Here is a 14,300-nt window from a genome sequence, read left to right as displayed (position 1 = left end):
GCGCATCCGGCGCCTTGGCCGATTTGTCGTATTTGGTGGTGACGGCGAGGAAGGCCTCGGCGGAATCGCGATATTGCTGGCGCTGGTAATAGCTCTCGCCGAGCCAGTATTGCGCATCGCCGAGCAGCGGATCTGACGGATATTTCGCCGCAAAGTTCTTCATGGTCTGCTCGGCGAGCGCATAATCCTTGCGCTGCATGTAGCCGATGCCGAGGTCGAACTCGTCGCGCGGCGTCGCCGAGGGCGGCAGCGTCGCGAGCGCAGGACCGCCGCCTTGCGCGGGATAGCCTTGTTGCGCCGGCGGGTAACCCTGCTGGGCGGGCGGATAACCGGGCTGAGCTGGAGCTGCGCCTTGCGGATATTGTCCGCCGTTGTTGGAGAGATCGAGCGGCGCACCTGCCGGCATCGGCTGCTGGCCGCCGCCGAGCGCGCGCGGCGCACCGGGCGCATTCGGGCTCTGGCTCGGGTCGAACGCATCGCCGCGGCGGCGCGTGCCGGGAGCGCCCGGACCCGGCTGCTCCTGAACGATCGGCGCAGGCGCGGCGATCTGGGGCTGCTGGTAATTCGGTTGCGGGTAGGTCGGCTGCTGCACGGCCTGTTGCTGCGGCTGCTGGCGATAGGGAGGCGCGACCTGGGCCGGCGGCACGGCGGCGACATTGGGCTGGGCCGGCGCCTGTCCGGGTGCTGCGCCTTGCGCGCCGCCCTCGAGCTGGCGGATGCGATCTTCGAGCTGGCGGTTGCGATATTGCAGCTCTTCGTTCTGGCCGGTGAGCTGGCGCAGCTGGTTCTCCAGCCGCTCGATCCGCATCTCGGGATCGTCGTCCGTCTGCGCGAAGACGGGCGTGCACAAGGGAAGCAGCGCGGCGATGGCCACGGTGCCGGTAAAGACCTTAAATCTGGATGACATCTTGCCCTGACGACGAAAGCGAAATGGCCTGCGACGGAACACGCGACGCGCCACACATCGAAGCGGAGTACGCCAAAAATGTGACTGGCACCACGGGGATTCTGTCACAGATCGCTGAAACAAAACCGGCGCCCGTGAAGGGCGCCGGCATATTCGGTTGCCAAAGATGAACGGCGGCTGACTGAGTATCAGGAGCTCGCGTTCAGCACGGTCACAGCACGACGGTTCTGCGACCAGCAGGAGATGTCGTTACACACCGCGACCGGGCGCTCCTTGCCGTAGGAGATCGTGCGCATGCGGTTCGGGTCGATGCCGCGCGAGGCGAGGAACGAACGCACCGACTGGGCCCTGCGGGCGCCGAGGGCGATGTTGTATTCGCGGGTGCCGCGCTCGTCGGCGTGACCTTCGATGGTGAAGGAGTAGCGCGGATAGGTCTGCAGCCACTGCGCCTGCTTCTCCAGGGTCACGATCGCCTGCGGGGTCAGATCGGTCTGGTCGCTCTCGAAGAACACGCGGTCGCCAACGTTCACCACGAAATCCTGCTGGCTGCCGGGCGTCGCCGCGCTCGCATTGGCGTCCAGGCCGGCATTCTGCTTGGCGCAGGCGCCCATCGACAGCGCGATCGCGACCACCGCAGCCAGCTTCAATCCCTGGAGGATACGCATAGGATTCATCATTCCGGAGCCTCCACGCTCACGTTCGTCCACTGCTGTCCGGTCTACAGGGGGTTGGTTAAGCGAACGTTCCGTCAACCTTATCGGAACCTTGCCTCAGCCGGTCAAATGCCCCCAACCAGCGAAAAGCACCCATCATGGTTAATGGGTTGTAAATGTGGCGTGAGGGTGAAGGCAAGCGGCGATCACAGCCAAATCAGCCGAATTTTGCTTGAATTCGGCGCCTTGGCGGGCCGCTCAATGCCGCGGCACGCAAGTCTGACGTCGATCAGGCCAGGGTGGCGGCGGAAACCTTACGCGGGGCCGCAACCAGCGCTGGCCGAGAGACAGGCTGGGTCTGGCCGGCGCGATCGAACAGCATCCGCCGCTCGAAGGCGCTGGAGCGCATGATCGGAAAACGCGTCAACACCCGCTCCTTGAGCTTGGCGAAGTCGGAGGCCATCAGGACCACCTGACGCGAGTGCCAGCCCGGGAACGGACGCGGCTCGGTCAGGGTTTCATGCAGGAAAATCCGGCGATAGAACGCCTGATGATCCGTGCGCACCATCGCAAGTCCGAGATCCGCATTGAAATGGTCGCAGGCCAGATAGGCCAGCCGCAACGTCAGATAGGGCAGTTCGTGAAACCGCTGGCTCTTTTCCGGGTCCGCAGCAAAGCGCGCGGGATCGACGAAAACCTCGCCCCGATCGAGACGAGGGAGAAGAACATCACCGAACAATTCGGTGGTGTAGGACATCCGCCATTCCGACGTCAGGACGTGAAGGCGGAGCGAGCTGCAGAGCTCACCGTCGAGATAGACGCCGAAGATCCAGGCGTTGGGGGAATCGTCGTAGACATCGACGATGCGCTCGGACGCCGACGGGGAGATCAGCCCGCCATGCAGATAGGCCCTGTAGCGCATCGCGTAGACCGCATCGCGCTCCTCGGGAGTTTCGATCAGGCGGTAGTCGACGCGGTCGAACAACGCGGCTCCGCGAATCTCGAGCGGCGCACGCGCCTCGGCTCCTGACTTCATCTGATACTCCCACTGCCCGGGCAACTTCCGCGAGCATGGAAAAGATTAATGACTCCTTAACCGAATTGCAAAGGGTTCAAATTGTTAGGGTTAAGGCCGCGCCCGTAGAATCCCGGGGAATTCAAGCAGCAACCTGCAGGAAACATGGAGAAACAGTGAGGGCCGCGCGCCGGGCCGTGTGAGAACATCGGCGCCCTGTCTTGGCAGGACGACTTCCTTAACTTGGGAGGCGACCTCGTTTCAGCTCGACCTTGCGCGAAGGTTGATGCTGCGGATCATGTTGAAGGCAAGGACCGAGACGTCGTCCTGTTCAAGGTAGCCCGCCAGCCTGTTCAACTCGGTGCGAGGCGTCCTCAGTGCTTCTTTGGCACGGCTCGTTGACAACAATGACCGGGGCGATAGATCATCTGATGCAGTGCGCTATGGGGCGCCACCGGTCCGCGGCAAGGGAGCTGGCTCCCGCCCATCCTGAAATGATCTGATCGTTTCACGCTCCTTCTTCCGGCCTGTTTCAGCGGACTCCAGGCGATACGGAAGGAAGGTCGTCATGAGCCGCAAGCTCTCCGCCCGTTCAACTCTCGAAACCCTCAAGAAAGAAGCCAAGCGCTGGCTGAAGACGCTGCAGACCGGCGACGGGAATGCGCATCGCCGGTTGCTCGCTGCGACGCCGGCGGCTCCGGCCGAGCCGGGCCTGCGCGATGTCCAGCTCGCTTTGGCCCGCGAGTACGGCTTTGCCGGGTGGGCAGCGCTGTGCCAGGCGCTGGAAGACGCCCGACACTCGTATGCTGAGCGCGTGGAGCTTGTCTTGCGGTCGGCCGACTGGGCGGGCGACCACGCGACCGGCGCGCGCCTGCTGGCCCGCTGGCCGGAGATCGGCCGCGACAGTATCCACACTGCCGCAGCCACCGGGAACGTGGCGGAGGTCGAGCGACGCCTGACCGCCGATCCCATCGCCGCGAACCGCAAGGGCGGCCCGCTGGGCCGCGAGCCCTTGCTCTATCTGGCCTATTCGAACCTGCCCGGCAGCGAGACGCGCAGCGTAGAGATCGCAGTGCGGCTGCTGGACCACGGCGCCGATCCCAACGCCTGCTGGATTGGTCCCTGGGGCGAGCCTGCCTTTACCGTGCTCACCGGCGTGATCGGCCAAGGCGAAGGCGACCAGCCGCAGCATCCGCAAGCGAAGGACCTCGCCACCCTGCTGATCGAACGTGGCACCGATCCTTTCGACCCGCAGGCGCTCTACAACACCTCCATCACCCGCGACGACACCGACTGGCTGGATTTTCTCTGGACCCAATCGGAGCGACACCGACGGCTCGACGGATGGCGTGTGGCTTCCGAGACCCCGATCATTGGTGGTACCGTCGCACTGAACGCGCTCGACTACCTGCTTGGCAACGCGACGGCCTTCAATCATCTGAGGCGGGCGGAATGGCTGCTCGCGCATGGCGCGGACCCCAACAGCCTGCACGCCTATTCCCAACGCCCCCAGCGCGAGGAAGCGCTGATCCACGGCCACGTCGAGATGGTGGCACTGCTCCAACGTTTTGGTGCCGAGGCCACGACGCTCCAAGGCCTCTCGGCCTTTCGGGCCGCGTGCATGAGCCTTGACCGTGAAGCCTCGCGCGCGATCGCGACAAGTCACCCCGAATATCTCCGTGACCCGGAGCCGATGCTGACAGCGGCCCGTGCCGGCCGGGCCGACGCCGTGGCTCTGCTGCTGGAGTTGGGCGTGGACGTCGATGTCGCCGACGAGATCGAGCAGCGTGGACTCCAAGTCGCGGTCGCGGGTGGGTCGCTCGAGGTCGTCAAGCTGCTGGTCGCTCATGGCGCCGACATCGACCGCCCCACGACGAGCTTCGGCGGCGGGGCGATGGGATATGCAGCCCATTTCGACCGACGCGAGATCGCAACCTTCCTCGCGCCGTTAAGCCGCGATGTCCACAACCTGACCTGCCTCGGATTCAGAAACCGGCTCGCTGAGCTGTTCGCCGAAGATCCCGACCTGGTGAATGCTGGCCATACGCGGATGGGCTGCACGCCGCTTTTCTTTTTGCCGGCCGACGAGGCGCAAGCGATGGAGATGGCTGCCTTCCTGCTGGATCACGGCGCCGATCCGAGCATCCGGGCCTCGACGGATGGTCTGACGGCAGAAGAAAATCTGAGGAAGCACGGGCTGATCGAGCTGGCTGACTTCCTGGCCAATCGACACCCCAAAGGGAACCGGGGGACATGAGCTGAACACGCGACCAACTCGGGGTGCGATCAGTCTGCACGAACGATCGCCGTCATGACGGTATCGAAGACGTTTTCGCGCAGCCGCGCGCCTGCGGCTAAAGCGCGATGAGATTTGGTTGAATCATCGCGCTTTAGCTTTTTGTTTGAGCATGATCTTCCCGGAAAACCGCTTCGCACTTTTCCGGATCAGGCTCTAGGCAAACGACCGCGAGGAAATCGCGACGACCTGGGCGTCGGTGATGCGACGGCCATGGGAGGCGTCGAGCAATTGCCTGATACGGATGGCCGGGACCGGTCGGCTGAACAAATAGCCCTGCCCTTCCGAGACGGTGCCGTCGGCGCTGATCAGCTCGAGCTGCTCGTTGGTCTCGATGCCCTCGACCACGACCGACATGCCGAGATCGGCGGACAGGCGCGCCACGCCGCGCAGCAGCGTCAGCGGACGGTCGCTGTCGATGCCTTCGAGGAAGGAGCGGTCGATCTTGACCTTCTGCATCGGGAAATTGTGCAGATAGCTGAGGCTGGAATAGCCGGTGCCGAAATCATCCAGCGAAATGCGCACGCCGAGCGCATGCAGTTGCGACAGGATGTCATGGGTGAGCTGGGTGTTGCGCAGCAGCGAGGACTCGGTGATCTCGATCTCGAGGCGATGCGCCGGCAAGCCCGACACTTCGAGCGCATAGCGGATTTCGCTCAAGACGTCGCGCTGGTGGAATTGCTGCGGCGAGAAGTTGACGGCGACGCTGACACCCTCGGGCCACTTCATGCATTCCATGCAGGCGCGACGCAGGATCCAGCGGCCGAGATCGACGATCAGGCCCATATCCTCGGCGACCGGGATGATGTCGATCGGCGAGACCGTGCCGCGCACCGGATGGTTCCAGCGCAGCAGCGCCTCGCAGGTGGTGATCTTGCCGGACTTGAGATTGACCAGCGGCTGATAGAACAGCTCGAACTCCTCGTTGGCCAGCGCCTTGCGCAGGTCGAGCTCGAGGATGCGGCGTGCCTCGACGGTCGCCGCCATCTCGTCGCGGAAGAAGCAGAAGGTACCGCGGCCGTCGGCCTTAGCCCGGTACAGCGCCATGTCGGCGTTCTTGAGCAGGATGTCGGCGCTGGCGCATTCCGGCGAGGTCAGCGCGATGCCGACGCTGGCGCCGATCTCGACCAGATGATTGTCGATGCGGTAACGTTCGCTCAGGCGCTCGACGATACGGCGGGCAAGGCTCGCCGCATCCTCCGGCGCACTGATGTTCTGCTGGAACACGACGAACTCGTCGCCGCCGAAGCGCGCGACGAAATCCTCCGGCCGCAGCATCTCGCGCAGGCGGTTGGCGACAGCGCAGAGCAGCTGGTCGCCGCAGGGATGGCCGAGCGTGTCGTTGACCTGCTTGAACTGGTCGAGGTCGACGAACAGCAATGCGGAGAGCCGTTCGGCATGGTTGGAGGCCGCGAGCAGAGATTCGATCTCGTTTCGGAAATGGACCCGATTGGGTAGCGCCGTCAGTTCATCATAGCGGGCAAGATGCGTGATCTTGGCCTCGGCATTGCGCCGCTCGGTCACGTCCTCGAGCAGCACCACCGCGCCTCCGTCGGCCATCGGCTGCACGGTCCAGGACAGCGACCGGTTTCGCTCCGCGTCGGGATCGGCGGTGACGATTTCCCTTGCCTGCGCGCTCTCGATCGCGGCGATGATCGTCTCGGCGCTCGCCGCCGAGATCGAGCCCGAGCTGACGCATGCGCTGAGGACGTCACGCGCGCTGATGCCGCTGCGAATGAGCTCGTCGGGCAGGCTCAGCATCGCGCTGAAGCGGTGGTTCATCACCGCAAGCTGCCTGTCGAGGCGGAACATGCACAGGCCGTGCGGCATGTTGTTCAGCGCCGTGTCGAACTGGCCGGCGAGCGCCGCTTCGCGTTCACCGGCCACGACCGCCCGCATGAATATCCTGTGCAGATTGGCCGAGATTTGCATGATCGCCAGCAGGAATGCGGCGCTCACGAACGACATCGCGATGTAGTAGGGCGTGCCGTGCGACGCCAGCGCGATGACCGCCGGGCCGAACATGAGCCCGGCCTGCAGATGATAGATCGACGGCCGTCCGTAGGCCCGACCCGCACCTCCGCCGACGATGCCGGTGGTGATGGACAGCGCGATCATGTGGACGACGGCGTCGTCAGTGCTCACCAGGGCAAGGGAGCACCACGTTCCGATGGCAGCGGCCTGGATCAGCGCCCCGACCAAATAGCGCCTTTGCCAGAGCACGGCCTCTTCGTCGGTCAGGTTCGCCTTGCGCGGCAGGAACCGGAACAGGTCGAACAGGCGCAGAGCGCCGGCCAGGATGATCAGCCCCACCGTCGACCAGGTCAGAATCTGTCCGGTCCGGAGCGCGGTGATCGCCGCGCCGATGGCGACGAAGACGATCCCCGCAAACAACGGACCGGGCACTTCGAACAGTGAATCGTTCAGCGCCGCCGACACCGTGGGCGCGGCCTGTCCTCGATCGGATTTTCCGGTCTGGCTTGCGAACTGCATTTTCGTTTGTACGCGCGTCCTGTCTGGCGCGTACTTTTACCCACTCCAGATGAAGCCTTTCTGAGGGAACATCGTTAAAGTCGAGTTGTTTTTCGAAAATAGCGAAACTATTTCCGCTGAAATATCAAGCAACTAGGCAAGCGTTGCCGGGCGCAAGGTGAAGGAAAGCTTGCCGCGCGCGCAGAAACCGAAAAAATCAGCGCTGTTTTTCGACAACATCGCGCATTGAAGCGCGCGATCGGCCTATTGGCCCGCGGTGGCCGACAACAGCGGGGACCAGGCCGGATCGGAGGCGAAGCCCGGCGTCGGCACCTTTTGTTCAAAGCGGCCGGAGATGTCGACGGAGAACAGCGACGGCCCGGCGTTGCCGCCGGGATCGCGGAAGAACATCAGCACGCGGCCGTTGGGCGAGAAGGTCGGGCCTTCATTGTGATAGCCTGACGTGAGCAGACGCTCGCCGGAGCCATCCGGCTTCATGACACCGATCGAGAACTGCCCGCCGCCCTGCCGGGTGAAGGCGATGTAGTCGCCCTTCGGCGACCACACCGGCGTCGAATAAGTTGCGTTGTTGTCGTCCTTGGAGAAGGAGATGCGCTGCGCCTGTCCGCCACCCGCTGCCATCACATAGATCTGCGACCGGCCACCGCGATCGGATTCGAAGCAGATGCGGGTGCCATCAGGCGAATAGGACGGCGACGTATCGATCGCCGGTGTGTCGGTGAGGCGCGTGGTCGAGCGCGAACGCAGATCCATCACGAACAGGTTTGAATTGCCGCCCTGCTGCAGGCTCATGATGACGCGCTGGCCGTCCGGCGAGAAGCGCGGCGCGAAGGTCATGCCGGGGAAGTTGCCGACGATCTCGCGCTGGCCGGTCTCGATGTTGAAGAGATAGACCTTCGGATCGCCCTGCCCGAACTCCATGTAGGTGATCTCTTGCGAGTTCGGCGAGAAGCGCGGCGTCAGCACGAGATCGGAGCCGCGGGTGAGGTAGCGCACATTGGCGCCGTCCTGGTCCATCATGGCAAGCCGCTTGACGCGGCGCTCCTTCGGCCCGGTCTCGTCGACGAACACGACGCGGCTGTCGAAATAACCCTTCTCGCCGGTCATCTGCTCGTAGATCTGGTCGGAGATGATGTGGGCGATCCGGCGCCAATATTCCGGTGAGGTGAAATATTGCTGTCCCGCGAGCTGCTGGCCGGAAACCACGTCCCACAGGCGGAATTCGGCCTTGAGGCGACCGTCCTGCTGCCGCGTCATGCGGCCGGTGACGAGGGCCTGCGCGTTGAGGGTCTTCCAGTTCTGGAATTGCGGTGCGACGTCGATGTTGCTGATGCGTTCGATGAACGCGGCCTGGTCGATCGGGGCAAACAGGCCCGAGCGCTTCAGATTGTTGGTGATGACCTGGGTGACGCCGTTGCTGACCTCACCATCGGCGGGCGAGCCCGGCACGAAGTTGGTGATCGCGATCGAGATGGGCTGGAATCCGCCAGGACCGACTTGAAGCCGGCCCTGCGCAGTTGCGGCGCGTCCGGCCAGCAGAGTCGAACCCGCGGCCGCGATGAACCCACGTCGCGTCAGAAATGGCATCTTGTTCACCTGAGTTAGCTCATGTCGGATCTAGCTCTGATCTTTCATATCGAAAGTCAGCGCAATCGTTTTCCAAGTGTCGTACTGGGATTTCGGCAAGAATACGTAGGGCGCACACTCTTGGATAGCACGCTTGGCACTCTCCGCCATCGCATTTGCAATTGTCCGAGACGGTCCTCGTACGGCGACAATGACAGGCACCGAGGCGAGCGTGCCATCGGGACGCATCTGAATGTCGATGTCGGCCGCAAACTGATCCTTGTCCTGAGCATCGTAAGGGAAATTGAAGCAGTGCTTCACGGCCGCAACGAAAGCGCCCTGCCAGGTCGCGACGTTGTTGGCGGCTGTCCCCGACGTCGAGCCCAGTGACGCCGACGCATTCAGCGCCGCCCCTGTCAGCTCGTGCCGGGTCGCAGCACGCTTGTCGAGGTCGCGGGCAATCTGCGCGGGATCGAAGGTGCGCTCCTTGGGCTTCGGCTGCTGCTGCGGCTGGACAGCGGCGACTTTTTGCTCCACGGGCTTGGGCGGCGGCTTCTTGGTGTCCAGCTTCTTTTGAAGCTCCGCGATCGGATCTTCCTTGGCCGGATCAGGCTTCTTCTCCTGCGGCTTCGGCTCTTCCTTCGGCTTCGTCTCTGCGACCGGCTTCGGCGGATCGGGCTTCTTCTCGACCGGCTTTTCGACGGGCTTCGGCGGCGGGTCGGGCGTCGAATTGGTCTTGATCAGCTCTTTCTTCTCGGTGACCTTGCCGACGGAATCTTCCTCGGGCTTGGCCTCGGCGATCTTCTCGACCTTGGGCTTCGGCTCTTTCTTGTCGCCGGTCTTCTGCCCCGACATCATCTGCGCGAGCTGGTCGCTGGAGATGATGTCGACCGGAAGCGACTCCTGCGCGATGTAGGCTTTGCTGCTAAAGGTGAGCAGGCCCCACCCCAGCACGAGGACGTGGAGGACAATCGACGCAACGAGTGTCTTGTCGACCTTCACCTTCACTGGCCTAAGACCCCTGATCCGCTTCGGTGACGAGCGCCAGCTTCTTGAAGCCGGCGCCCGACAGCAGGCCCATCACCCTGGCCACCGTGCCGTAATCCGCCTTCTTGTCGGCGCGCAGATAGATGCGTTCCTCGAGCCCGCCCCGCGCGTCCGTGATCGCCTTCAGCTTCGGGATCAGCTCGTTGATTGCGATCTCCTGGTCGTTGATGAACACCTTGCCCTTGATATCGACCGACATCTGGATCGGCTTCTGGTCGTTCTGCTCGAGGCTCTTGGCCTGGGTCTGCGGCAGGTCGAGCGGCACGCCGACCGTGAGCAGCGGCGCCGACACCATGAAGATGATGAGCAGCACCAGCATCACGTCGACCATCGGCGTGACGTTGATCTCGGCCATGACCGGCTTGCGCCGGCTGCGACGGCCGCCGCCTCCGGACGAACTGGCTACGTTCATGCCCATGGCTTGATGCCCAATCTCACCTTCACACTATACATGCCACCCGTCAGCCCCGCTCGTCGATCTGGCGGGACAGGATGGCTGAAAATTCGTCAGCGAAGCCCTCGAGCCGCTGGGCCTGTCGGTTCACCTCGGAGGTGAACTTATTGTAGAAAATAGTGGCAGGAATGGCGGCGATAAGGCCGACCGCGGTCGCAAACAGCGCTTCCGCGATACCGGGCGCCACCACCGCCAGAGAGGTATTTTTGGACGCCGCGATCGACTGGAAGCTCGACATGATGCCCCAGACCGTGCCGAACAGGCCGACGAAGGGCCCGGCGGAGCCGACGGTGGCCAGCACCAGCAACCGGCGCTCCAGCCGTTCGACCTCGCGGGCGATCGAGACGTTCATGACCTTGTCGATCCGCATCTGCAGCCCTGCGACCGAGCGGGCATGGCTCTCGAACGACCGCTTCCATTCTCGCATCGCGGCGACGAAACAGGCCGCCATGGAATGGGTCGGCTTGGCCGAGAGGGTGCGATAGAGCTCCTCGATCGACTCGCCGGACCAGAACGCCTGCTCAAACCGGTCCATCGAGCGGCGGGTGCGGGCGTAGAGGAAGATCTTGTCGATGGCGATGGCCCAGACCCAGACCGAGCAGGACAACAGGCCCAGCATGACGCATTTCACGATCCAGTGAGCCTGCCAGAACAGCGCAATCAGCGACACGTCGGCGGAGGCGGCAACCGGAAGGGCAGATTGAGCCACGTCGGCCGGATTCATCAGCAAGTTCCTCTCAAGGCGATCGTTACCTATGTCCCGGCGAGCCCAATGGCGGCCGGTTCCCCAATAGCCGCGCTAGCACCGGCGCGGCCGGCAAGCCCGCTCAAAGCCTTGTCTTTCTGGGGTGCAGGGGCTTCCAAAGCCGCCGCCTGCATTCCCTGCCAAGATGTCAAAACTATGGGCCTCGACGACAGCTCCGGGCGCGATTGTCCGGAAATACCAGAGCCCGGCGTTGGTTAATGCGGGGTTACCAGGGCCGAATTTGGCTGCGGAAAAGGGTGGCAGCGCAGGGGGATGGGCGTATCGGTGCAGAATGCGGGGTCGTGGGGCTTACGCCGCGGAGGCAGGTTCGGGGCAATTCGTCAGTCGCGCCGGATTGCCGACGGCGGTGCAGCCGGCGGGGACATCTGATGTCACGACCGTTCCGGCGCCGATCTTGGCGAAATCGCCGATGCTGACATCGCCGAGAATGGTCGCGCCGGCGCCGATGAAGACACCGTGGCCGATGCGCGGCGAGCGCGTCGGCATTTCGCTGCCGCGACCAATGCTGACGTTCTGGAGGATGGTGACGTCGTCGCCGATGACGACGGCGGCGCCGATGACGATGCCGGTGGCGTGGTCGAGATAGACGCCAGATCCGATTGTCGCGGCAGGATGAATGCTGACCTGGAGGACGTTCGAGGCCTCGTTCTGAAACAACAGCGCCGCATCGTGATGATCGTGGCGCCAGAGCCAGTGCGAGACGCGCCAGGCTTGCAGCGCGACATAGCCCTTGAAATGCAGCAGCGGCGGCAACAGGCCGGTGATGGCGGGGTCGCCGTGCGCGATGGCCTGCAGATCACGGCCGGCGGCGTCGATCAGATCGGGGTGCCGGCGAAAGGCCTCGCGGGAAAAAACAGTGAAGCGTTCGCGCTCGTCGGCGTTGCCGCCAAGCCGGCGCCCGATCAGATTAGCGAGCACTGCCGCGAAATCATCATGCGTAAGAACGGCGTCGGCAACGGCTCTGCCAAACACGGGATCGGCAGAAACGACGCGCTGCGCTTCATCGCGAATGCTCTGCCAGAGGCTGTCGCTCGCCATGATCGCAGCTCGTGCCATCGTCGCCTCCGGTATCTCGATGCTGTCCTATATAGGTCGTGGGCCAGGAGGCGCCAGCGGCGCCCGGAGCATCATGCCGCAGATCCCCGTGAGGCTACGAGCTTGCATGCCAGATGCCGGCGCCCCTATAGAACACCCGATCTCCTTCACCCAAGGTCACGCCAACACATGTCGCCCAACGCGCCCGCCGATGACCATCACGACGACGTCATGTATCCCTCCGCCATACCGTTCGTGCTGGTCCATCTCGGCTGCTTCGCGGCGATCTGGTCGGGCGTCACCTGGCAGGCCGTCGCGATCTGCGCTTCACTCTATGTGGTGCGCATGTTTGCGATCGGGGCGGGCTACCATCGCTATTTCTCCCACAAGGCCTTTGCGACCGGGCGGGTGTTTCAGCTCGCCCTCGCCTTTCTGGCGCAAAGCAGCGCGCAGAAGAGCGTATTGTGGTGGGCGGCCAAGCATCGGCACCATCATCTGCATTCCGACACCGAGCATGACGTGCATTCGCCGCGGCACCGCGGCTTCCTCTACAGCCATGTCGGCTGGATCTTCTACCGGCAGCACGACGCGACCGACCTGGTGAAGGTGGGCGATCTCACCGTCTATCCGGAGCTGATCTGGCTGCATCGGCTCGAGCTGGTGCCGGCCTTCGTGCTTGCGGTGCTCTGTTTTGTGGTGGCGGGATGGTCGGGTCTCGTCGTCGGATTCCTGTGGAGCACGGTGCTGCTCTATCACGCGACCTTCTGCATCAATTCGCTCGCCCATGTCCATGGACGCAAGCGCTACGTGACCGGCGACGATTCCCGCAACAACTGGCTGCTGGCGCTGCTCACGCTGGGCGAGGGCTGGCACAACAATCACCACGCCTACCAGAGCAGCGTGCGACAAGGCTTTCGCTGGTGGGAGATCGACCTGACCTATTACACGCTCAAGGTCCTGTCCTGGTGCGGGATCGTCTGGAGCATGAAGGCACCGCCCGAGCTGGTGCTGCGCAACGAGCAGCCGCTCGGCGCGCGCGTGATCAATCGCGCCGCCCGCGAGCTTGCCGGGCGATTCGACGCGCACGCGCTGGCACACGCGATCTCGTCGGCGCTGCACCGGGCCGATCTCGCCCAATTGCAGCTGCCGTCGCTGCACGACATCCTCAATCGCGCCCATGAAGGCGTCGATGCGCTGACGCATCTGCATCTGCCGAAGATTCCGACCCGCGACGAGTTTGTCGCCGAGGCGCGGGCCATGTTCGCGCGGACGCGATCCCTCAACGAGATCGTCGACCACGCCTACGAGCACTTCCTGACATCGGTGCGCGCGCAGCTCGTGACGGTGCGCTGAAGCGCGCGACTGCCTTCATCTGTGGCTCGCTCAGGTGAGACGAGGCACGGCGCGCTTGCTTTGGCGGGAGAACAGGATGCCCAGCGCGCAAAAGCCGAGGACCATCATCGTCCACGTGGACGGTTCAGGAACACCTGGCGTCAATTCGACGAGTGTTCCGATGATGGGTCCGCTCGCGGGTTCCGCCGCCTGCGGATTCGCATCGAATCTCACCGAAAACTTCTGATTCCCCTTGAGACCCCAGGGATCTCCGGGAGTGCTGACGGGAAGGTTGGTGATTGCGGCAATGTCGAGTCTCAACCTCTCGCCGTTGAATTGAAAAGTCTTTGATCCGAATGTGACGGTGCCGGAATGTCCGTCCGGGTCACCCGTGAAATAGACGTCGACAGTCGTGCCGTCCGACTGGGCGAACGTGACTTTCAGATCGAGAAAATCCGCCGCCGTCAGGCCTCCCCGTTGGCCGATGGTTATCGTTCCCAAATTGAGCGGTGACGACAGGTTTGGAACATCAAACAGTTGCCCCGTGGCGGTCAGACCTGCCCCACTGCTGGTATGTAAGAAGTTGCACAGGGCGGCGAGGCTTGCACACGACTCAGCAGGAGTGTCGCTGAACATGACCGTCGACAGCCCTATGACGTCTGCATTCGCGGAAGTCGCCATCGAAATGGCCGCTGCCATCAAGCCGGCAATCCTGACCAACCGCATGATCGTTCTC

12 protein-coding genes are annotated in these 14,300 nt (G+C 63.6%); 2 read left to right on the top strand and 10 right to left on the bottom strand.

Going from position 1 to position 14,300, the window contains the following annotated elements:
* From G8O24_RS36965 to G8O24_RS36955, 3 genes are all read right to left on the bottom strand, one after another.
* Positions 1-907 (bottom strand): tetratricopeptide repeat protein (locus G8O24_RS36965; protein ID WP_188107446.1); only part of this gene is annotated, 907 nt, incomplete at its 3' end.
* 188 nt (positions 908-1,095) lie between these two features.
* The gene (gene pal / locus G8O24_RS36960; RefSeq protein ID WP_188107445.1) at positions 1,096-1,584 is read right to left on the bottom strand and encodes a peptidoglycan-associated lipoprotein Pal; all 489 of its coding nucleotides are present in this window, start codon (positions 1,582-1,584) and stop codon (positions 1,096-1,098) included.
* Positions 1,585-1,849: 265 nt separating this feature from the next.
* A complete protein-coding gene (locus G8O24_RS36955) occupies positions 1,850-2,596 on the bottom strand; it encodes an N-acyl amino acid synthase FeeM domain-containing protein (RefSeq protein ID WP_188107444.1) in 747 nt (248 codons plus the stop codon).
* Positions 2,597-3,143: 547 nt separating this feature from the next.
* On the opposite strand from G8O24_RS36955, the gene G8O24_RS36950 reads away from it, so the two are divergent.
* Positions 3,144-4,832 (top strand): ankyrin repeat domain-containing protein, encoded by a 1,689-nt coding sequence (locus tag G8O24_RS36950; protein ID WP_188107443.1) that lies wholly within the window; start codon positions 3,144-3,146, stop codon positions 4,830-4,832.
* Between the two features lie 195 nt (positions 4,833-5,027).
* Here G8O24_RS36950 and G8O24_RS36945 read toward each other — a convergent pair whose 3' ends face one another.
* The 6 genes from G8O24_RS36945 to G8O24_RS36920 all read right to left on the bottom strand — a co-directional run bounded on the left by G8O24_RS36945 (position 5,028) and on the right by G8O24_RS36920 (position 12,253).
* A complete protein-coding gene (locus G8O24_RS36945) occupies positions 5,028-7,364 on the bottom strand; it encodes a putative bifunctional diguanylate cyclase/phosphodiesterase (RefSeq protein WP_188107442.1) in 2,337 nt (778 codons plus the stop codon).
* A 243-nt stretch (positions 7,365-7,607) separates the two neighbouring features.
* Entirely contained in the window at positions 7,608-8,951 is a 1,344-nt protein-coding gene (tolB, locus tag G8O24_RS36940; RefSeq protein WP_376708124.1) for a Tol-Pal system beta propeller repeat protein TolB, read from the bottom strand.
* A 30-nt stretch (positions 8,952-8,981) separates the two neighbouring features.
* Complete coding sequence (gene tolA, locus G8O24_RS36935; protein ID WP_188107441.1) at positions 8,982-9,938, bottom strand: cell envelope integrity protein TolA; 957 nt, start codon at positions 9,936-9,938, stop codon at positions 8,982-8,984.
* Positions 9,939-9,942: 4 nt separating this feature from the next.
* Positions 9,943-10,395 carry a protein TolR gene (tolR, locus tag G8O24_RS36930; RefSeq protein WP_188107440.1) on the bottom strand — a complete coding sequence of 151 codons (453 nt, stop codon included), beginning with the start codon at positions 10,393-10,395 and terminating at the stop codon, positions 9,943-9,945.
* Between the two features lie 43 nt (positions 10,396-10,438).
* Complete coding sequence (gene tolQ / locus G8O24_RS36925) at positions 10,439-11,155, bottom strand: protein TolQ (protein ID WP_027532430.1); 717 nt, start codon at positions 11,153-11,155, stop codon at positions 10,439-10,441.
* Between the two features lie 330 nt (positions 11,156-11,485).
* The gene (locus G8O24_RS36920) at positions 11,486-12,253 is read right to left on the bottom strand and encodes a serine acetyltransferase domain-containing protein (RefSeq protein ID WP_188107439.1); all 768 of its coding nucleotides are present in this window, start codon (positions 12,251-12,253) and stop codon (positions 11,486-11,488) included.
* Positions 12,254-12,421: 168 nt separating this feature from the next.
* Here G8O24_RS36920 and G8O24_RS36915 point away from each other — a divergent pair, with 168 nt between their 5' ends.
* Positions 12,422-13,585 (top strand): acyl-CoA desaturase, encoded by a 1,164-nt coding sequence (locus G8O24_RS36915; RefSeq protein WP_188107438.1) that lies wholly within the window; start codon positions 12,422-12,424, stop codon positions 13,583-13,585.
* 30 nt (positions 13,586-13,615) lie between these two features.
* Here the strand turns inward: G8O24_RS36915 and G8O24_RS36910 are convergent, their stop codons facing one another.
* On the bottom strand, positions 13,616-14,290 hold the full coding sequence (locus tag G8O24_RS36910; RefSeq protein WP_188107437.1) for a PEP-CTERM sorting domain-containing protein: 675 nt from the start codon (positions 14,288-14,290) through the stop codon (positions 13,616-13,618).
* Positions 14,291-14,300: the final 10 nt, after the last annotated feature.

The organism is Bradyrhizobium campsiandrae (genome assembly GCF_014529705.1).
GTDB lineage: Bacteria > Pseudomonadota > Alphaproteobacteria > Rhizobiales > Xanthobacteraceae > Bradyrhizobium > Bradyrhizobium campsiandrae.
The sequence above is the reverse complement of the archived record's forward strand: the minus strand, read 5'-3'. Positions and strand labels throughout refer to the sequence as shown.